Below are 18009 nucleotides of genomic sequence, written 5' to 3'. Positions count from 1 at the left end.
CAGACCCTCTCTCTAATACTCTCCAGTCAACATTCCCTAACCAACAATGAGCCCCCACCTCCACTTTGTTGAGCAAGCTCACAATTCATATGAACTCGAGATCCAGATCAAGTTGAAAACCATATGAGCCCCTGTATGATGCCCGCCGCATAGATCTCAAATGAAACTAACAAAAACATCAATTGGGCTTCTTTTGCATCAAGTCATGCCACCCATTCTGACTTCCTCAGCCAGGTGCCGGTGACATATGCATCGTTGTTTCAGGAAAATAAAAATGAAAAAAAATATTCTGGCTTTATCGGTTGTGACGGCGTTATCCAGCTTGGCGCTGGCTGGTTGTGGCGGTGGTGGCGACAGTGCCAGCACAGATAATGGCAATAACAGTGGCAATGGTGGAAACGCCACCAAACCTGCGTTGACTGCCACCTTTATTGATAGTGCGGTAGCCGGTTTGAACTACACCTGCGGCAATTACTCGGACGTCACGAACTCGCAAGGTCAGTTCCTCTTTAATGACGGTGACACCTGTACCTTCAAACTGGGCTCAATCCCGCTTGGGGAAACCCAGGTTAAAAAAGGTCAGACCCTGGTAACCCCATATACCATCGCCGAGAAGGGTGACAAAGATCGCGCCATTCGTATCGCCGCCCTGCTGCAAACCATGGATGACGACAACGATCCTGCGAACGGTATCACCCTGAAGCCTGATGCCATCGCCAAGCTGGGCAATACCATCCGTTTTGAAAGCGATGACGCTTTTAATACCAGCCTGAATGAAGCCCTGAAACAGGCACAGCTCGACAAAAAAGTGGTTGATACCAAAGCTGCCGAAGCACATATGAATGCCTCGCTGGCAGTGATTAATGGTCAATCAGTTGCAGTCAACAAGGTACTCACCGATCTGCTGACGCTGACCGATCTAAAAACCCTGCATGTGGAAGATAAGCTCAAGGAGTACAAGAGCACGCTGCAGGCCGAGACCACAGACACTGGCAAAACCGATCGCCAGATCGTGCTGGCCATGCTGGCCATGCTCGAAGTAACCAACGACCCTGTTGTTGCAGAACGCTTAGGCTTTACCTCTTCTGAGATGGGCGTTAATTACAGCACCAACCTGGCTAAAGTGATCGATGTCATTATCCACACACCATACTCCGCCTCCATGGCCTTTAGTCTCAAGGGTGGCAAAGGATATACCCGTGACGTAGCTAAGCTGATGGGGGCCTATGCCGATAGTATGGACAAGGTCGCCGCCACCCTGGCCGATATCCAGGACCCGGGTTACAGCGCAATCTATGGTGACAACGATGCGATTACCCTCAATCTCGACAGCGCCAAGGCCCTACGCGCCTCAGCGATGGCGATGGCATCGGCACTCAATATTGCCGCATCCTACCAATACGGCCCGGATAATGCGTATGCAACCCAGCAAGAAGAGGTGACCTTGCCTCGCATGCATATCAAGCAAAGCTGGGGGCAGCAATTCCATACCACTTATGAAGAGAGCGCCAGCACCTTCAAGACCCAGTTCAGCCAGATGGATATCGAACCAGATGCGCTAGTGGCACATGCGGACTTCTTCCGTCTGACCAATGAGGCCAAGGCTCGGCTGACCAAGGCCAAGGCACAGTTAAAGGATGCGGTAGACATTGCACTGACCATAGATCAGAGCAAGCTGGACGAATCGCTGACCCAAGATGAGATCGATTCCAATGCCGCAACCCTGAAGCAGTTTGCCGACCATTTCTCGGGCAAGGCGCCCACTATCCTGTGGGAAAGCATTGAGACTAAGTACGTAGACACCGGCATGGGCTGGGAACCCAAAGAGGTTGGCGTCAAATTCAACATCAACGTTATCCCGTTCTTTGACGAGATGCTGGATCGCAGCGATTTAACCATCAAGGTATCTGGCAACTGTGCTGTGGGTGTGCGGGATGCCGAACTCTCCAAGGCAATGGGAGAGCCCATGTGCCTGATCTCGAGCAATGAATTCAAGGCGCTTCATGCCCAAAACGATTACGGTGCACTCAAGTACATCGGCTGGATGCAGGAAGATCAAGACAGCCACACTAGCATCTACGCCAAGGGAGTTGGCTATGGCTGGTCAACCCAAATGACACCGGTAGCTGGATCGACCTTTGACAAAGTCTTTGTATCTTGTACCGATCTGGATGGAAACAAGGTCAGCTGTGCCGATCAGCTGTAAACAATGCAGAGCGCCCCTGCTGGGGGCGCTCTTTTTGCTAATACCGACGGCACAAGCTGCCGGTATGTTGGCTCGCTACAAGGATTATCGGGAGCGTGTCTTCGATCGTCAGGGTCTTTTGCAATATCAATTAACTACCCGGGAATATATGCAGCGGATGCCCGATGGGCGTCCGTCACTGTCCAGTCTCTTTGCGTTGCGAGAGATGCAACGAGAGTCACTGCAGCTCAAGCTGGGCACCTTGATGGTGAATGATGTCATCGTGCACTTCCAGCATGGATATTATCAAGATGGCCAACTCATGATGGGCGACACGGAAGTGACCTTACCTGAAGGCCGTTTGCACGCAGCAGTACTTCGTTTTGATCCCGTCCATCAAGTGTTGGATTCCCCACGCGCCATGCTATTGAGCTTTTCTGGCGATGTGTTGGGCCAATATCGAGATTATCACCGCCCCCTTCGTTGATCCTGCTGGTTGGTCTCTGGCGCCACACGCCGTATAATCCCCGCCTGTATAAATAAACAGGAGTGGTGATGGACGTTTCAACCCTGCTCGACGGGCTCAACGACAAGCAAAGAGATGCCGTTGCGGCGCCCCGCAGCAACCTGCTGGTGCTGGCCGGTGCCGGTTCGGGCAAGACCCGGGTGCTGGTGCACCGTATCGCCTGGCTGATGCAGGTGGAACGCTGTTCACCCTTCTCCATCATCGCGGTCACCTTTACCAACAAGGCGGCGGCCGAGATGCGCGGCCGGGTCGAAAAAGTGATCGGCGACGGCGTGCGCGGCATGTGGATCGGCACCTTCCACGGCATCGCCCATCGCCTGCTGCGGGCCCACCATCTGGATGCGGGGCTGCCGCAGGATTTCCAGATCCTCGACTCCGACGACCAGTACCGGCTGATCCGCCGGGTGCTCAAGGCGCTCAACCTCGACGAGAAGCACTGGGCCCCGCGCGCCGTGATGGGCTACATCAACGGCAAGAAGGACGAGGGACTGCGCCCCGGCGACATCGACCTCTACGGCGACCCCGTCACCCGCACCTATCAGCAGATCTACAAGACCTATCAGGAGACCTGCGATCGCTCCGGTCTGGTGGATTTTGCCGAGCTGCTGCTGCGCGCCCACGAGCTGTGGCTCAACAAACCGCACATCCTCGAACACTACCGCGACCGCTTCCAGAACATTCTGGTGGACGAGTTTCAGGATACCAACGGCATCCAGTACGCCTGGCTGCGGATGCTGGCGGGCAACAGCGGCAAGGTGATGATCGTCGGCGACGATGACCAGTCCATCTACGGCTGGCGCGGCGCCAAGATCGAGAACATCCAGCGCTTCCTGACCGACTATCAGGGCGCCGAGACCATCCGCCTCGAGCAGAACTACCGCTCCACCGCCAATATCCTCAAAGCGGCCAACAGCGTTATCGCCAACAACGCCGAGCGCCTTGGCAAGGAGCTGTGGACCGAAGGGGCCGAGGGCGAGCCGATTTCCCTCTACGCCGCCTTCAACGAGGTGGACGAAGCGCGCTTTGTGGTCGGCCGCCTCAAGGATTGGAAGGAAAAGGGCGGCCTCCTGGCCGACTGCGCCATCCTCTATCGCTCCAACGCCCAGTCACGGGTGCTGGAAGAGGCGCTGATGCAGGACGCCATGCCCTACCGCATCTACGGCGGCTTGCGCTTCTTCGAGCGGCAAGAGATCAAGGACGCTATGGCCTACCTGCGCCTTATCAACAACCGTGGCGACGACGCCAGCTTCGAGCGGGTGGTCAACACCCCGACCCGCGGCATCGGCGATCGCACCCTCGAGATCCTGCGCGGCAATGCCCGCGATCAGGGGCTCAACCTGTGGCAATCGGCCAAGGCGCTGCTCAACGACAAGGTGCTGACCGGTCGCGCCGGTAATGCGGTGCGCGGCTTTGTGGATCTCATCGACGCGCTGGAGGAGCAGGTCTCCCTGCTGCCGCTGCACCAGCAGGCGGATATCGCCATCCAGAACTCCGGCCTCAAGGCGATGTATCTGGCGGAAAAAGGCGAGAAATCCCAGGCACGGGTAGAGAACCTGGACGAACTGGTCACCGCCTGCCGCCAGTACCAGCGCCCGGACGAGCTGGAGGATATGAGCGATCTCTCCGCCTTCCTCGCCCACGCGGCGCTGGAATCCGGCGAGAATCAGGCCGACGAATATGCCGATGCGGTGCAGCTGATGACCCTGCACAGCGCCAAGGGGCTGGAGTTCCCGCTGGTGCTGCTGGTCGGCGTCGAAGAAGGCATGTTCCCCAGCCAGCAATCGACCGAGGAGTCGGGCCGGCTGGAAGAGGAGCGCCGTCTCTGCTACGTCGGCATGACCCGCGCCATGGAGAAGCTCTACATCTGTTATGCCGAGAGCCGCCGCATCTATGGCCGCGAGATGTTCCACAAGCCGAGCCGCTTTATCCGCGAGATGCCCGCCGAGTGTCTGGAAGAGATCCGGCTGCGCACTCAGGTCAGCCGCCCCACCCAGTACGGCCGCTTTAGCCAGAACGAGGTGCAGCAGAGCTTCGACGCCAGCGGCATCAAGCTCGGCCAGCGGGTGCTTCATCCGAAATTCGGCGAAGGGGTGGTACTCAACTTCGAAGGGGTCGGCCAGCAGAGCCGGGTGCAGATCCAGTTCGACGACGTCGGCGCCAAGTGGTTGGTGACGGCGTATGCCAGATTGGAAGCGCTTTAAATTGCCTAACAAAACAGCTCCGAACAAGTGATGAGTTCGGAGCTGTTTTAGATAAAAAGTTACTTAAGCGTCGGTATTTTCAAACATTCCTGCAAGCATCGCTGCTACTTTAGCTTCATATGCATGATAACTATCTAAATATTGAGTATCGACATGATATAAATCATTCACATGATTATGAATAACGCGACCACTATTATCCTTTCTGGCACCATTTGATTTAAAAAACTTCTCAAATCTATTAGGAGATACACCTTCAAATGGCATAAAAATAACTTTACCTACTTCATCTATATCTGATATAGCATCATCATGAAGTTTCATTGCGAGACTTTTTTCATAAGGTTCAATATATACAACCTTATTTATGCCAGCAGCAACAATATGTCTAGCACAATTATGACATGGATATGTCGTGGCAAATAATATTTTGTTTTTTGTTGACTCAGATGTTTCTCTGGCAAGTGAAACAATAGCATCCATCTCAGCATGAATAGCGCGTGAATATTCAATTAGAGATTTTATTTTTGTTTCTGATACAATTTGCTGCACAAGGTGCTGAACTAACCTTTCATCATGGATTTCTTTAGTAAGCGTCTGTCTAATTTCTTCTTTAAGAAGACTCTTATGCTTATCATTAGAACACTGCCCTTTATGTACACATCTGAAATCCTTGCTGGTACTTGCAGAATATAAACCTCCGCCAGCAGCAGGAACATCATTACATCCAGTAGCAATAACATTTCCTGAAGCATCAGTTATTGCAGCCCCAACCTGTCTAGATAAGCACGCAGAGCGTAATGATGCTGAATATGCGGCAAACATTCCGATTTCATCATGCGTGGGTGTAATTCCATTGACACCATGAACGAGCTTAATAAATCTTTCTACAGAGGCTTGTAATAGCTGGCTCTGATTATGGATATTTCTTATAAAGAAATCTGCGCCATACAATGTTTTTTCAACTTGCTGACCATGCTCATCAGAGTCTTTTCTGTCGCGCATGACCAATTCTTCAATTTCACCAGGGTTTATCTTTTCTTCTTCTAGATTCAGCTTTCTTTCTTTTTCCGTTCTAATTAGACCAATTAAATAAAAGTTGTGATTGTAAACAGTCCTTAATAGACTAACCTCATCAGGATGTTTTAGCTGGTCTAATATATATGCTACTTTTTTATCTGTTTTTACTAATTCGTCACTTTCCTCTTCATCAGAGCCATACTCCTCTATTCTAGTTAATGCAATTTCATTTATTGCACATGCTGCCAAAATAGAACTATTGTGTTTACGCCTCAACTCATCGCCAGCATCTTGCAACTGAACGTAGCGATCATATCCTGTTAACGACTTTAAGGTAGGGTCAGTCTTACTAATTATGATATCACTCAGTCTTATATGGTGTACTTCATACCCATATGACTTTAACTTTTCACATATTGTATTTTTAAGCGGTTTGATTCCTGAACCTATCGCACCACAAAGACCAATAATAAGCTCTTGTGAACGCCGCTTTTTGATCACGCCAATTACATCTTTAGGTGGGTTTGTTATTCCGATTATTTTAGGTGCTTTGACTGGTGACGTCGCCATAATGAAAAACCCTTAAGAATTGATAAAAATATTCTTAAGGGTTTTTCATTAAAAATCAATTGTTTTGTAACAGAATCACCAACCCAACTTTTGGGCAGATGATAACAATACATCACGAGCCCTTCTTTTCTTTTTGTTATTGTCTTTAATTTCAACCACTTTTGCACTTTGCTCATTATTTTTAGGTGCGCAAAAATTGCCATTAGACTCAATGACTTGGCTCTTTCTCTGCCTATATTCGTACATAGAAGCAACCATGCTTAACCTCCTATCTACATTTATCATCCTAAATGCAGGTTTAACAGACTAAATGCAGCGCGAAATTCTACTCATTTTTTGCCCAACTGCAACTAAAACATAATCCATTTAAACTTAACTTACTAATTTAAAACATAAAAAACTAACCTACGTCACTATTTAAATTTCAAGCACAACATATAGTTTAAAATGAATTTCAAAACACAATATGTAGGATAACGGTTCCGATGAACAGAGCGTGCAGATCTGGGATGGGAAATCTCCATGCCCGCCGCCAATTGGCCATCCCTTTCCCCTCGTTGAGACCGAAAAGCCAAGCATAGTCTTGCCTCACGTCGATCTGCTTACGGGCCATGATGGTGCGGATATTCCATTACGCGATCGTCCGATTACGCTTCGCTAATCGAACCTACATGGACAGGAAATCTGGAACACCCACTTTCGGGCAAAGGCGTAACTGGTGGAGCTACGCCTTGTTTTTGGTGAAAGCCTCTGGTCACTTGACCAACTTGCTCTCCATCACCCCTTGTTTGCCCTCCTCCTCACTGACCTGACTCAGCTTGGAGCGGGCCATCAGCAGCCCCATCTTGACCTCCTGCCAGACGTAGTAGTTTTTACCCGCCTCGGTGCTGAGGGTCAGGGTGGCATCGTTCTCCGACTTGGAGGTGATGGTGTGGCTGCCCGGTGTCACCTGCTTGAGGATGTAGGTGTGGGCCACGGTATCGCCGACCGCCATACCATCCACCAGCAGCGGCATTTTCACCGCCGCACCGAAGGTCTCGTTGCGATAGATATAGAGGTTGGCCGCATCCTTGGGCGCCACAAACTGCTTGGCCTGCGCGTCTGCGGTGGCATCGGCCATGGGTACGGAAGCACAACCAGAAAGCAGCGCCGCCGACAGCAGGGCGGCACCCATCATTATTTGCCTGAACATAGTCGTTATTTTTTAGTGGGTTAACGGGATTTAAAGGTTCGCATGAGCCTGCGCTGGCTGACAATCGATCAAATCGGTCGGGGTGTGACCCGGTTCAATTTTTCAGCATTTGGTGGGATGAAGGGGGAAATCAGAAACCCGGCCGCCAGATGGGGCGCGGTGGCCGGGTGAATTGTAAAGAGTAGGGTGACAGGGAAAGGGATCAGCCTAGTCTAATCAACTCGATGGGGGCGTAGCGCTCACCAGAGTTTGCCAGCAGCACGCACTTCTCATGCTCCGCCTGATAGGGGGTCATGTTGTCGGTGTGGGCCTCTTTCAGAAAATCGACTGCGCCAGTGGCGGCAATCATGACGCGCTGACCCAGGTTCAGCACATTGCGGTTACGGTCATAGATCTTCATCTCATTCTCCTTTTCTTGTGTCCTGGCGGATGCGCAGGCGTCTGTCCAGGACAACGGCATTCAGCCTACGCCCCTGAAAAAAGGTGATTTATGTCACAGATCAAAAAAGGGGTGATAAGGGACTCGCAGGCTCAAAAAGCGAGCATGGCCCCTTGGCCAACGGCTGTCGCGCGAAGTCGCGCTGCCCTGCCCTTTTTGTCACCACGGGCTCGAACCCGACAGCGGTTGGGGTATATTGGTGGCCGATTAGCCAGTCTCATTCACCGTGGCCGCGGACGCGGGCCGCTGTTTCAACAAGATGGAGAGTGCTCATGAATCGCGACATTACCGCCCAGTTTATCAAGATGCTGACCAACCTCGACCACTGTCTGGCCAAGGCCGAGGCCCACGCCGCGGCGAAGCAGTTCAACGTGGATAACTTCTTCGGCGAGCGGCTGATCGTCGATATGCTACCGCTGTCCAAGCAGGTGCTGATCTGCTGCGATTCGGCCCGCGCCGTGGTCGCCACCGCCAGCCACAGCGAGCTGCCGGTGCTGGGGGATGACCCCAAAACCATGGCGGACCTGCGCGCCCATCTCGGCAAGACCATCAGCTATCTGCAAGGCAAGCTGGACGCAGACTACAGCCAGTATGCCAGCGGCCGTTACGTGCCCCACTGGGCGGGCGGCAAGGGGATGGATGGCCATACCTGCGTCCATGAGTACGGCATTCCCAACTTCTACTTCCACCTCACCATGGCCTACGCCCTGCTGCGCCGCGCCGGGGTCGATCTCGGCAAGCGTGACTATCTGGGCGGGCTCAACCTGCAATAAGCGCGGCACGCCACAGGCGGCAAACAGATAGCAAAAGCCTGCCACGCGGCAGGCTTTTTTATATCGGGTGGTGCAGATCTGGTGCGCAGAAGGGCTGCGTCCTAGAAGGGGCCATTGCGCTCGCGCAGCTTGTCGGGCAGGCCGTCGTGATCCCCCAGCTCGCGCTCGGGCACATCATCCCAGTGCAGCTTGCCGAGGGTGATATTTCGCTCGGGATGAACGGCGTAGTGGATGCGGTTGTCCTCCCGATCCGTATCGCCGATGCAGAGCAGCCGGACAGTCTCTTCGGTGTTGTTGATAAAGGCGTGGGCCAGTCCGTCACCGGCCTTGAAGCCCACCGAATCGCCCGGTTGCAGCCGATAGAGGACGCCATCGAGCCAGACATCCGGCGTCCCTTCCAGCACGTGAACAAACTCGTCTTCGGTCTTTTCGGCATGGGGCCAGCTGGTGCGATGGCCGGGTTCGACAATCTCGTGGTGAATGCCGATGCGGCTGAAGCCAAAGTGCTTGCCGAGGGCGCAACCGCGCGACAGGGGCTCCTGACTGCCGGAGTAGTAGCGCGGCGTCTGCTCTTGCAGCTCGCTCCAGTGTTTGATGCAGGGGTGGCGATTCATAGCGGTTCCTTTTCTATGAGGATGCAGTCACGGGAGGGGTCATCCTGACTGTCAGAATGCGGGGAGAAAAGCAGAAATTTTCTGGTCAGATGAGCCCCTCTGACGAGGGGCTCAACAAGCAGGAATTACTTGGCCTTGACGCAAGGCAAGGGAGGAAGCTCGCCCTGTGCAGCCGGGCGGGTCATCTGGTAGTTGCCGGCAAGATCCCGATAGACACGGGTGTTCCACACCTCTCCGCTGTCGAGCTGGAACTCGATGTCGTAGTTGACCCCGGAGACCACCTGGCTGCGCACCTCGCGGATGCTCTGCAGTTTGGCGGCCGTGTTCATGCGAGCCAGCACGCTGGCCAGCGCAGCCTCCCCTTCCGCATTGGGCAACGGCTGACTCTGCCAGCCACCCGCCATCGGTGCACACTCCGGCGTGGGTGACGAGGTGCTGCAGGCACTCAACAGGCCCGCAACAAGGATGGGTAACAACACGCGTTTCATATCATTTTCTCCTGCCTGCAAAATGACCACCTTATCAACATCTTGCCATTATTGCAGCCCAAAAGGCTCCCGCTGCGCCCCGCTTGGACGCACCAATCGATCAGCGCCCCAGATTGTCCGCCAGCTGTTTGGCGCGGCTGGCCGCCCACTGGTCGATCATCTTCTCCATCTCCTCGGCGGTGATGGGCTCATCCTTGTGGGTGGTATCCGTGCTCTCGCGGGCATCCATCACCCGCACCAGCAGCTTGCCGCTCCGGGAGTCGAGCAGCTGGGCCATGCTGCCCACCTTGAGCAAATAGGGCTCCTTGCCGATCACTTCGCGGGTGACGTTGATGGCGATCTTGGCGGGCAGCAGGTCACGCAGCTTGGGATCGGGGCGGGTCAGGTCGAAGTTGGTGACGGCGGCCTGGATCCGCATGACTTTCGGGCCGGGGGCAGTGGCGATCTTGACGCCCTGCTTGATCAGCTCGCTCTGGAACTTATCGTGGTAGTAGCGGCCAATCTGGTTCTGTTCATTGGCGGTCAGCAGATACCACTGACCATTCTCCTGCCGGATAAACTGCAGCGGATCGAGCAGCACTTCATTGTATTGGCGCAGGTCAACGCCCGGCTCCTTGTAGACGCGCTGATTGGGGTTGCTCTCGCTCTGCTGGAAGGCAGTCAGCGGGATCGCCTGCAAGCTGTGGGATACCTGATTCTTGACGGCGCAGCCACCCAGAAGGGCCGCAGCCACGGCAACCATCACGACCTTTTTCATATTTGCTCCTGCATTTTACTGTTTGTTTTTGCTGTGGATTTCGCACCACATGGCTGGAGAACCCGTGCCGGATGCCGCCAATGTCACAGAGAAATAACCTATTCATCACCTTCCCACAAGGGACAGATCAGGATTGTTCAGCTCACATCCAAGTTGTCACAATTGAGGCACTTTTGTACAGGGTCAGCCAGGGTACGAACGGCAATCTGGCGAGGGTTCGGTTGTTTAATCCGGCTAAATGGGGCTGCGGAAAGCGCTCAGTTTTTTCAAACGATGTGAGCCCGCGAGCGGCGTGAGTTGAACGGGGGAATACCCTGGAACGGGCGATGACCGATCATCAGCCATCTCGCGCAAACTTGCCTGCCACCGGAGAAGCGGCAGGCTCATTCATCAGTTATCGAGATCCCAGGGGCACTGCTTGACCAGCCCCTCTTTGCCGCTGGCGACGATCGCCTGCTGCACCATCCGTTTGTAGCGATTCTTGATATGGGCGGGCAACGCGGGCACCAGCAGCCGCTCGTCAAACTCCGGCAGCGGGTGATCCGGCAGCACCGCCTGCTCCTGCGGGCTGAGGGGTGGCCGGGAGGCAATATTGCTGGCCGAAATGGTGGGCGTGCCCACCAGCATCTGGCGTTGCAGCGGCGCGCTCAGCAGAAAATCCACAAGCAGGTAGGCGGCCTTGAGCCGAGCGGGATCATCGCCGACATGACGGGCGATAGAGATCGCATCGAGGGCATAGATGGCCCCCTCCTGCACCATGGCGATCCGCCACAGCTGCTCGTTCTGCTTGTTGCACTCCACCAGCTCCAACCCCCAGGTGGTGGCAAAGGTCTGCTGGCGCAGATCCTCGCAGCGGTTGGCCTGATTGAACCAGAAGCCGCGACTGGCTCGCAGCCGCTGCGAGAGCTGCTGCTCCACCTCTTGCTGCAAGGTCTTGTCGGCCAGCATCTCGCCGCTGGCAAACAGAGCGGGCGACTTGCCCAGCGAGAGCAGCACCGAAAAGAGCAGCGGCTCGAACTGGTCGCAGAACTCGGCAAACTGGCCCGGCGGCGAGCTGTTGGCGAGCACCTGCCAACTGGTGGGCGCTTGCGGCACCTGCTTGCTGTCATAGGCGAGGCTGAACATGGCGTAGGAAAAGGGCACCGAGTAATTGCGCTCCCCCTGCTTGTCATACTCGGTGTTCTTGAGGGCGGGTTTCACCTCGGCGTAGTGCTGCAGGCGACTGAAATCGATGGGGAGCAGCAGCTTGAACAGCGGCTGGTGATGGGCCTTGTAGAAGTAGCTGGTCGGCAGCACCACATCGGCGCTGCGGGTGCGCAGGGCGCGGTAGACGCTGTCGAAATCGGTCAGCAGCGGCTCGATCCGGCTGACCGTCGCCTCCACCCCATGGGCTTTGGCGTAGTCGGCAAACTGTTGTTCATAACCCGCTGGCAGATAGCCCCACTCCAGCAATTTGAGCTGAACCGGGGCCGCCAGCGCCGGGGCCATCCCCAACAACCAGCAAAGAGGCAGTAGACGCATGGCCGGGTACTCCTGACAGGTAAACCTTGTTGGAGTATAGGCCCATGCGCCGACTCGTCAGGCCACCAGCTCGGCCCCCATGCTCGCCAGAATGGAGAGGCTGACCACCGCAAACAGCACGCCGGTCACCAGATTGAGTGGCCGCTGCACCCGCAGCAGCAGGCGCTGGGCACGATCGGTGGAGAGGCTCCACGCCAGCAGCCCGAACCAGCAGAGGGAGATGATGAACAGCTCGCCCACCAGCAGGCTACGGGTCATTCCATCCACCTCTGGCGTCACCATGGCGGCCAGCAGACCGATAAAGAACACCAGCGCCTTGGGGTTAAGCAGGTTGGTGGCAAGGCCAGTGCGCACGCCCCTGCCCCAGCCGCGCAGCTCGTTGGCGGCGCTCTGCATCACGGTACTGCTCTGCTGCCGAGCCGCCATCAGGGCGCCCCACCCCAACCAGCCCAGATAGAGGGCGCCGCAGCACTTGATCACCATAAACAGCAGCGGATGGCTGGCGATCAGCATGCTGATCCCGGTCAGGCTCAGGGTGGCGTGCACCATGATCGCCAACGAGATGCCCAGCGCCGCGCCAAGGGCGGTCGGCCGGTGCAGGCTGGTGCGCAGGATCAGGGCGAAATCGGGGCCGGGGCTGGCCAGTGCAATCAGGTGCATCAGGCCGAGGGTAACGAACAGACTGGTCAGCATAACAACTCTCGCTTTAACGACGGAGAGCCAGCATGGCGGATCAGCGGGGGGCGCGGCTTGTAAAAGATTGCATCTGGGCACGAAATTCGGCGGGCGTCAGACCGAATGCCTGGCGAAAGCCGTGGTGGAAGTGACTCTGATCGAAGAAGCCGACCGCGAGCGCCACCTCGCTCACCGCCATGCCGCTCGCCAGCAGCCGTTTGCCCTGCTCCAGCCGCAGCCGTTTCAGCCAGGCGTAGGGGGTCATACCGCTGCGTTTCTTGAACTGGCGCAGGAAGGCGAAACGGTCGAGCCCGAGCAACCCCGCCAGCTCTTCCAGCGAGTGGGGCTCGTCGAGGGCGGCCATCAGGTAGTCGCGCAGGAATCGCAACTGGGGATCCGCCAGCTGGTGCACCTCGGGGGCCAGATGCAGCAGCTCCCCCAGCAGGGCAAGCAGCTGGCTCTCGATCAGCAGGCCATCGGCCTTGGGGTTGTCGAGATAGCCGTGTAGCTGGGCAAAGCCCTGATAGAGATCAGGGCGGCTCTGCAATCCCTTGTCGAAGAAGGGTTCCGGCTGCTCCGGCAGCCAGAGCGCCAGCTGCTGCGGATCGATGGCAAAGACCCGCACCTCATACCCTTCCGGCAACAGGCTGAGGCCGTCGTGCACCTCATCCGGGTTGACGGTAGAGAGCACCCCGCGCACCAGATGGTGGCTGTTTCCCTTGTGGATAAACTTCTGGCCACCCCGCTGCACCAGCCCGATATGGTAGTCGAGATGGACATGGCGGCCATAGCTGAACGCCCTGTGGTGGGAGTGTGACAGCTCGACCCCCGGCAGGTGCGGGGATTGCCAGTAGCGGATGAGGGAATCGGTGGTATTCATGGCTTATAGATACACCAGCAGCGGGCCTTGGACTTGTAGATTATTGCACGCAACCCCCTCTCAACGCCCCCACAGCCGAGGGGTTGGCTCCACCAGCGAGGCGAGCGGCACCCGCTCCACCATCTGACGCATATGTTGCACCAGATCGGGATTGCCATCCCCCAACGACTTGTTCAGCACGATATGCACCTGCAGCGGAGTGACCGGCAGGTAGATGAGGCGGGTCGCCGCAGGGAGCTTGGCGCGAAAATGGTTGGCGGAAATATCGTTGGAGAAGAGCGCGGCATCGATGCGCCCGCGCAGCAGCTTCTGCATGTTGCCATGCTCCCAGCTGAGCTGGGAGAGAGTGTCGATGTGGATCTGCGGATGCTGTAACAGCGGCGGCACGATCGCCTGACTCGACCAGCCGATGGTGGTGCCGTAGAGATCTTCCTGCCGTTCGACCGAGTGAAGTCGCGATGGCACCAGTACCACCAGCACCGGCCGCAGCAGCAACATGTGGGGGTCTATATAGCGGAAGTGACGAGCACGCTCGGGACTGTAACTCAGCAGCGGGGTCAGATCGCACTCGCCGCTCTCGAGGTTACTGAGCAGCCGCGCCACATTGAGCCCCTGCCACTCGATGGTACGCCCGATCGCGGGTTCGATATGACGGCGAAAGTAGTCGATCACCGGCCCGGAGACCTCGCCCTGCTGATCAATGGTGACCAGCGGCGCCAGCTGAAAGACGCATCCCCGCAGTGGCGCGTTGATCGCCACGGCCTGGCTGATGGTCATAAGAGGGAGAAGAAGTGCCGATAGCAGTAATACCAAACTCATACCCGAACGAGAGATGCCCATAGGTGCCGACCCGATGCCCTGATAGCCATCAGCATGGCACAAGGCAAAAGGGCGGGCTATCCGCTCCTGCCGCGCTTTGACCTCTTGTGCCCCCTACTCCCATGACCAATGGGCCCCGTTCTATTGCGGTGAAAATCAATAATTCCGCGGCTTTGATGGATTTTGGTCTCTTGATATATAGTGCGGCCCCATTCATCACACGGGCGGGTGAGCACCCCGCCGGACAGGTAAATTCATGAGACTGTTTTTGCTGTTGTTGTCGTTGTTTGCCACGACCGTAAATTCTGATGAAAAGCCGCGCCTGCCCTATTACGACTGGGGTCGCTGCCCGTTTGAAGGTTGCACCTATCAGACATGGACCACCAAGCAAGAGGTGATCGTCAGAGCCGAGCCATCCCTGACGGCCAAAGGGCTATTCCGGCTACCCCGCGGCCAGCAGGTGGAAGGGCTGACCGGGGTTGTCATTACCGAACAACCGGGGATCGTCGAGATACTCAGATCGGTCAAGCTGGGCTATAGCAAGGAGGGCAAAGGGCCGCTGTTGAATATGAAGGCAGGGGAAACGCTTTATATCCTCGGTGGACTGGGCGAAGGCAATAGCCTGTTCTGGTACAAGGGCAAAACCTACATTCTCGATTATGACTATGCGCGCAAAGAGATCAGATACGGCCGGTCACCGCAAAACCAGTGGTGGGTAAAAATTCGGGACAAGCAGGGGCGTGAGGGTTGGGTTGCCGAAGCCAAAAACTTCGCCCATATGGACCGTTTCGAATAGTGACAGCCAGCCCACCGAGATCGGGGAGCTGGCCGTGGATGACTCACCGCTTGGGTTGCAACTTCATCTCTTGCAGATGCTCCAGCACCTGGGTTTTGTAGTCCGCCTGATAGGAGAACTTGGTGCTGTCGCACGCCGCGATCAGGTTCACCGCAGTGCAGAACAGGGTTGCCGCCAGCAGCCCCTTGCCAACCCACTGCGGATAACGACGGCTCCAGCGCACCAGCAACAGCAAGATCGGGAACAGGGCGTAGGGGAAGATCAGCATCAGGTGCCAGTAGTTGAAGATGATGGGCGAGAGCGCCGCACTCACCAGCACCGCCAGCACCGCCGCCAGCGCATAGAGACCGAGCCAGCTTTCACCATCCACTGGCGCGCGATCGCTGCGCAACAGACGCGGCTTGAGTTCGCGCCACAGCTGCCAGTTGGCCTTGGCCGCCAGCAATACGGTCGCCAAGCCGACCCCGTAAATCACCACCCGCCACAGCCAGACTGCCGCCATCTGCAGGTATTCGTGCCCCGCCAACCAGATGAACTGGGTATCGTTGACCAGCTTGCTGGCAAACAGCCAGGAGCCGTAGCGCAGCCAGTAGAGCACTGATTTCAGCACCGGATAGACATGCACCAGCCCCCAGCCGATATAGCGCTGACGCGCCTCGGGATCGATGTTCTGGGTAATATGGCTGTTGCTCATCACTTCCATGGCGTAAGGGATCAGGGAGGCACCGATCAGCAGGGTAGCCACCACCACCCCGCTCCAGCTCACTTTGAGAATGCGGCGCCAGAACAGATAGGTGGACATTACCGCCAGCAGCGGCCAGGAGTAGTGCAGCTGCATCGCCATGCCGATGGCCAGCAGGTGAACAATCATGTGCCAGAAGGAGGCCCGCTCGCGCATATGCCAGGCAGACCAGCAGTGCATGGCCGAGAAGAGGAACAGATAGGAGGGGTTGTAGAGCAGACTCTCGTACTGGAACCAGGGGTTGAGCCAGCAGAGCACCAGAAACAGCAGACGTACCCTGTCATCAAACACCTGACGGATCACTGCATCAAAAAGCAGGAATCCGACCAACCGCATCACCAGCAGCAACACCATGGGGGCATAGGGAGAATCCCACAGCAGCAGCGGCCCGCCGATCAGCCAGGCCGACAAACTCCCCGGCACATTGCCCACCGCACTCGCCGCATTGCCATAGCTGAGCCAGACCCCCTCATAAGCCCCAAGGTAGCCCTTGTAGAGCATCTGGGTCTGATCGCCGGTGAGGAGTTGGTGATCGGAAAACAGCCAGGAAAGCAGCAGCCCGGCAAATATACAGGCCGCGAATAATGCGTTATGGTAGCGCCCACTAAGACCAATCATTGATCCATACCTATTGAAAAAATTGCTAACGACTTTAACAGTTGCCACCTGATTTTGCTCGTTTACGATTCACATTTTTAGTAGATTTACCAGTCAGTTATGAGACCCGCGGAGCAGTTATGACCCCACCAGTTAAAAAGTTTTTATTCATTGTTGAAGACTTGTATGGTGGTGGTGCGGAAAAGGTTTTGCTCAATACCGCATCCTTGCTAAAAGATGCCGGTGCAGATGTAACCTTGTTTACCTTGCGGGAAAAAATAGATCATACGTTGCCCGACAATATTCATCCTATCGACCTTGGCATTGTCACAAAACTGACCAAAGCCATATCCAATATTGCGGTTGAAAAAATACAAGCGTCGCTGATCCTGAAAAAAATCAAAGAGATTTCACCTGACGTCATCATCTCATGCTCATGTGATAAAATTACCAGACACCTGCCTGATACACTGAATATCTATTACTGGATCCACGGTAATATCACTGGCTTTGCCAAAAACAACGCCAAAGGATATGAAAAATTCAAGCGTTTCTATAATGGCAAGAAACTGATCTGCGTATCTCGTGGCATCGCGGACGACATTTTACAAAATGTAAAAGCCACACCCAAATCGTGTCAGGTTATATACAATCCGTTTGATATCGAGAAAATCCAGGCGTTGGCTAATGTGCCTTTCAGCAAGCCATTCGACAAGTATTTTATCCATGTCGGCACCTTCGAAGAGCGGAAACGCCATGATCGTCTCTTGCAGGCATATCAGCTAAGCGGCGTTGATACACCACTCGTCCTGATGGGAAAAGGGGAGCGGCGTCCTCACATTGAGGCCATGATCGAGGAGATGAACCTTGCCAACAAGGTGAAAATCATCGATTTTCAGAAGAATCCCTATCCCTATATCAGGGCTGCCCAAGCACTTATCCTGACATCGGATGCTGAAGGATTGCCAACAGTGCTTATTGAAGCACTTATCTGCCATACCCCGGTGATCAGCGTGGATTGCCCGTCTGGGCCGGCAGAGATTCTTACTGGCAGTCTATTTGAATATCTATGCCCAATAAATAACGGTCAAGCACTTTCAACCGCAATATCATCTATTGATAAAATGCCACCTTTCATAAACAATACTTTATACGAGTCATTCTCTAGTAGCCAAACCATTAAAAAATTCCTTGCTTTATAATTGAAAGGCGAA

18 protein-coding genes are annotated in these 18009 nt (G+C 55.3%); 6 read left to right on the top strand and 12 right to left on the bottom strand.

Annotated elements, in window-relative coordinates; translation table 11 throughout:
* Nucleotides 1–274: 274 nt before the first annotated feature.
* The 3 genes from OKC31_RS12550 (at nt 275) to uvrD (ending at nt 4912) form a co-directional block, all read left to right on the top strand.
* Nucleotides 275–2206, top strand: coding sequence for a hypothetical protein (locus OKC31_RS12550; protein ID WP_247823670.1), 1932 nt, complete (start codon nt 275–277; stop codon nt 2204–2206).
* A 64-nt stretch (nt 2207–2270) separates the two neighbouring features.
* Entirely contained in the window at nt 2271–2672 is a 402-nt protein-coding gene (locus OKC31_RS12545) for a hypothetical protein (RefSeq protein WP_247823671.1), read from the top strand.
* 68 nt (nt 2673–2740) lie between these two features.
* Nucleotides 2741–4912: a DNA helicase II gene (gene uvrD, locus OKC31_RS12540; RefSeq protein ID WP_115521530.1), complete on the top strand. Its 2172-nt coding sequence runs from the start codon at nt 2741–2743 to the stop codon at nt 4910–4912.
* Nucleotides 4913–4975: 63 nt separating this feature from the next.
* Here uvrD and OKC31_RS12535 read toward each other — a convergent pair whose 3' ends face one another.
* The 4 genes from OKC31_RS12535 to ydfZ form a co-directional block, all read right to left on the bottom strand.
* Nucleotides 4976–6502 carry an anti-phage dCTP deaminase gene (locus tag OKC31_RS12535; protein ID WP_083250025.1) on the bottom strand — a complete coding sequence of 509 codons (1527 nt, stop codon included), beginning with the start codon at nt 6500–6502 and terminating at the stop codon, nt 4976–4978.
* A 75-nt stretch (nt 6503–6577) separates the two neighbouring features.
* Entirely contained in the window at nt 6578–6760 is a 183-nt protein-coding gene (locus OKC31_RS12530; protein WP_139123909.1) for a hypothetical protein, read from the bottom strand.
* A gap of 496 nt (nt 6761–7256) precedes the next feature.
* Nucleotides 7257–7694 carry a DUF2846 domain-containing protein gene (locus OKC31_RS12525; RefSeq protein WP_047438473.1) on the bottom strand — a complete coding sequence of 146 codons (438 nt, stop codon included), beginning with the start codon at nt 7692–7694 and terminating at the stop codon, nt 7257–7259.
* A 202-nt stretch (nt 7695–7896) separates the two neighbouring features.
* On the bottom strand, nt 7897–8094 hold the full coding sequence (gene ydfZ, locus OKC31_RS12520; RefSeq protein ID WP_005342516.1) for a putative selenium delivery protein YdfZ: 198 nt from the start codon (nt 8092–8094) through the stop codon (nt 7897–7899).
* A 311-nt stretch (nt 8095–8405) separates the two neighbouring features.
* Here ydfZ and OKC31_RS12515 point away from each other — a divergent pair, with 311 nt between their 5' ends.
* Nucleotides 8406–8906, top strand: coding sequence for a DUF1993 domain-containing protein (locus OKC31_RS12515; protein ID WP_270657058.1), 501 nt, complete (start codon nt 8406–8408; stop codon nt 8904–8906).
* 101 nt (nt 8907–9007) lie between these two features.
* Here OKC31_RS12515 and OKC31_RS12510 read toward each other — a convergent pair whose 3' ends face one another.
* The 7 genes from OKC31_RS12510 to OKC31_RS12480 all read right to left on the bottom strand — a co-directional run bounded on the left by OKC31_RS12510 (nt 9008) and on the right by OKC31_RS12480 (nt 14660).
* A complete protein-coding gene (locus tag OKC31_RS12510) occupies nt 9008–9520 on the bottom strand; it encodes a cupin domain-containing protein (protein ID WP_005357028.1) in 513 nt (170 codons plus the stop codon).
* Nucleotides 9521–9645: 125 nt separating this feature from the next.
* Nucleotides 9646–10008, bottom strand: a complete 363-nt coding sequence (locus OKC31_RS12505) for a cystatin domain-containing protein (RefSeq protein ID WP_270657057.1) — start codon at nt 10006–10008, stop codon at nt 9646–9648.
* 100 nt (nt 10009–10108) lie between these two features.
* A complete protein-coding gene (locus OKC31_RS12500) occupies nt 10109–10765 on the bottom strand; it encodes a DUF3313 domain-containing protein (RefSeq protein ID WP_100644777.1) in 657 nt (218 codons plus the stop codon).
* A gap of 390 nt (nt 10766–11155) precedes the next feature.
* Nucleotides 11156–12286, bottom strand: coding sequence for an ABC transporter substrate-binding protein (locus tag OKC31_RS12495; RefSeq protein WP_270657056.1), 1131 nt, complete (start codon nt 12284–12286; stop codon nt 11156–11158).
* Nucleotides 12287–12343: 57 nt separating this feature from the next.
* Nucleotides 12344–12979 (bottom strand): LysE family translocator, encoded by a 636-nt coding sequence (locus tag OKC31_RS12490; RefSeq protein ID WP_005340824.1) that lies wholly within the window; start codon nt 12977–12979, stop codon nt 12344–12346.
* A 40-nt stretch (nt 12980–13019) separates the two neighbouring features.
* Entirely contained in the window at nt 13020–13841 is an 822-nt protein-coding gene (locus OKC31_RS12485) for a helix-turn-helix transcriptional regulator (RefSeq protein ID WP_005357044.1), read from the bottom strand.
* Nucleotides 13842–13901: 60 nt separating this feature from the next.
* Entirely contained in the window at nt 13902–14660 is a 759-nt protein-coding gene (locus OKC31_RS12480; protein ID WP_247823677.1) for a substrate-binding periplasmic protein, read from the bottom strand.
* Between the two features lie 256 nt (nt 14661–14916).
* Here OKC31_RS12480 and OKC31_RS12475 point away from each other — a divergent pair, with 256 nt between their 5' ends.
* Complete coding sequence (locus OKC31_RS12475) at nt 14917–15456, top strand: hypothetical protein (protein WP_247823678.1); 540 nt, start codon at nt 14917–14919, stop codon at nt 15454–15456.
* A 43-nt stretch (nt 15457–15499) separates the two neighbouring features.
* Here the strand turns inward: OKC31_RS12475 and OKC31_RS12470 are convergent, their stop codons facing one another.
* Nucleotides 15500–16699: a 3-deoxy-D-manno-octulosonic acid transferase gene (locus OKC31_RS12470; protein ID WP_333563521.1), complete on the bottom strand. Its 1200-nt coding sequence runs from the start codon at nt 16697–16699 to the stop codon at nt 15500–15502.
* Between the two features lie 236 nt (nt 16700–16935).
* On the opposite strand from OKC31_RS12470, the gene OKC31_RS12465 reads away from it, so the two are divergent.
* Nucleotides 16936–17997, top strand: coding sequence for a glycosyltransferase (locus OKC31_RS12465; RefSeq protein ID WP_247823680.1), 1062 nt, complete (start codon nt 16936–16938; stop codon nt 17995–17997).
* Nucleotides 17998–18009: the final 12 nt, after the last annotated feature.

The organism is Aeromonas sp. Y293-4, assembly GCF_027705905.1.
Taxonomy (GTDB): Bacteria; Pseudomonadota; Gammaproteobacteria; order Enterobacterales; family Aeromonadaceae; genus Aeromonas; species Aeromonas veronii.
Note: the sequence above shows the minus strand (reverse complement) of the source record. Positions and strands in the feature narration are given on the sequence as shown.

What these genes read in the sequence shown, in the direction of transcription:
- OKC31_RS12510 (WP_005357028.1), bottom strand. Translation starts at nt 9,520, where the DNA reads ATGAATCGCCACCCCTGCATCAAACACTGGAGCGAGCTGCAAGAGCAG.
- ydfZ (WP_005342516.1), bottom strand. Translation starts at nt 8,094, where the DNA reads ATGAAGATCTATGACCGTAACCGCAATGTGCTGAACCTGGGTCAGCGC.
- OKC31_RS12490 (WP_005340824.1), bottom strand. Translation starts at nt 12,979, where the DNA reads ATGCTGACCAGTCTGTTCGTTACCCTCGGCCTGATGCACCTGATTGCA.
- uvrD (WP_115521530.1), top strand. Translation starts at nt 2,741, where the DNA reads ATGGACGTTTCAACCCTGCTCGACGGGCTCAACGACAAGCAAAGAGAT.
- OKC31_RS12470 (WP_333563521.1), bottom strand. Translation starts at nt 16,699, where the DNA reads ATGCTCTACAAGGGCTACCTTGGGGCTTATGAGGGGGTCTGGCTCAGC.
- OKC31_RS12485 (WP_005357044.1), bottom strand. Translation starts at nt 13,841, where the DNA reads ATGAATACCACCGATTCCCTCATCCGCTACTGGCAATCCCCGCACCTG.
- OKC31_RS12500 (WP_100644777.1), bottom strand. Translation starts at nt 10,765, where the DNA reads ATGAAAAAGGTCGTGATGGTTGCCGTGGCTGCGGCCCTTCTGGGTGGC.
- OKC31_RS12505 (WP_270657057.1), bottom strand. Translation starts at nt 10,008, where the DNA reads ATGAAACGCGTGTTGTTACCCATCCTTGTTGCGGGCCTGTTGAGTGCC.
- OKC31_RS12480 (WP_247823677.1), bottom strand. Translation starts at nt 14,660, where the DNA reads ATGAGTTTGGTATTACTGCTATCGGCACTTCTTCTCCCTCTTATGACC.
- OKC31_RS12465 (WP_247823680.1), top strand. Translation starts at nt 16,936, where the DNA reads ATGACCCCACCAGTTAAAAAGTTTTTATTCATTGTTGAAGACTTGTAT.
- OKC31_RS12545 (WP_247823671.1), top strand. Translation starts at nt 2,271, where the DNA reads ATGTTGGCTCGCTACAAGGATTATCGGGAGCGTGTCTTCGATCGTCAG.
- OKC31_RS12495 (WP_270657056.1), bottom strand. Translation starts at nt 12,286, where the DNA reads ATGCGTCTACTGCCTCTTTGCTGGTTGTTGGGGATGGCCCCGGCGCTG.
- OKC31_RS12530 (WP_139123909.1), bottom strand. Translation starts at nt 6,760, where the DNA reads ATGGTTGCTTCTATGTACGAATATAGGCAGAGAAAGAGCCAAGTCATT.
- OKC31_RS12525 (WP_047438473.1), bottom strand. Translation starts at nt 7,694, where the DNA reads ATGTTCAGGCAAATAATGATGGGTGCCGCCCTGCTGTCGGCGGCGCTG.
- OKC31_RS12535 (WP_083250025.1), bottom strand. Translation starts at nt 6,502, where the DNA reads ATGGCGACGTCACCAGTCAAAGCACCTAAAATAATCGGAATAACAAAC.
- OKC31_RS12475 (WP_247823678.1), top strand. Translation starts at nt 14,917, where the DNA reads ATGAGACTGTTTTTGCTGTTGTTGTCGTTGTTTGCCACGACCGTAAAT.
- OKC31_RS12550 (WP_247823670.1), top strand. Translation starts at nt 275, where the DNA reads ATGAAAAAAAATATTCTGGCTTTATCGGTTGTGACGGCGTTATCCAGC.
- OKC31_RS12515 (WP_270657058.1), top strand. Translation starts at nt 8,406, where the DNA reads ATGAATCGCGACATTACCGCCCAGTTTATCAAGATGCTGACCAACCTC.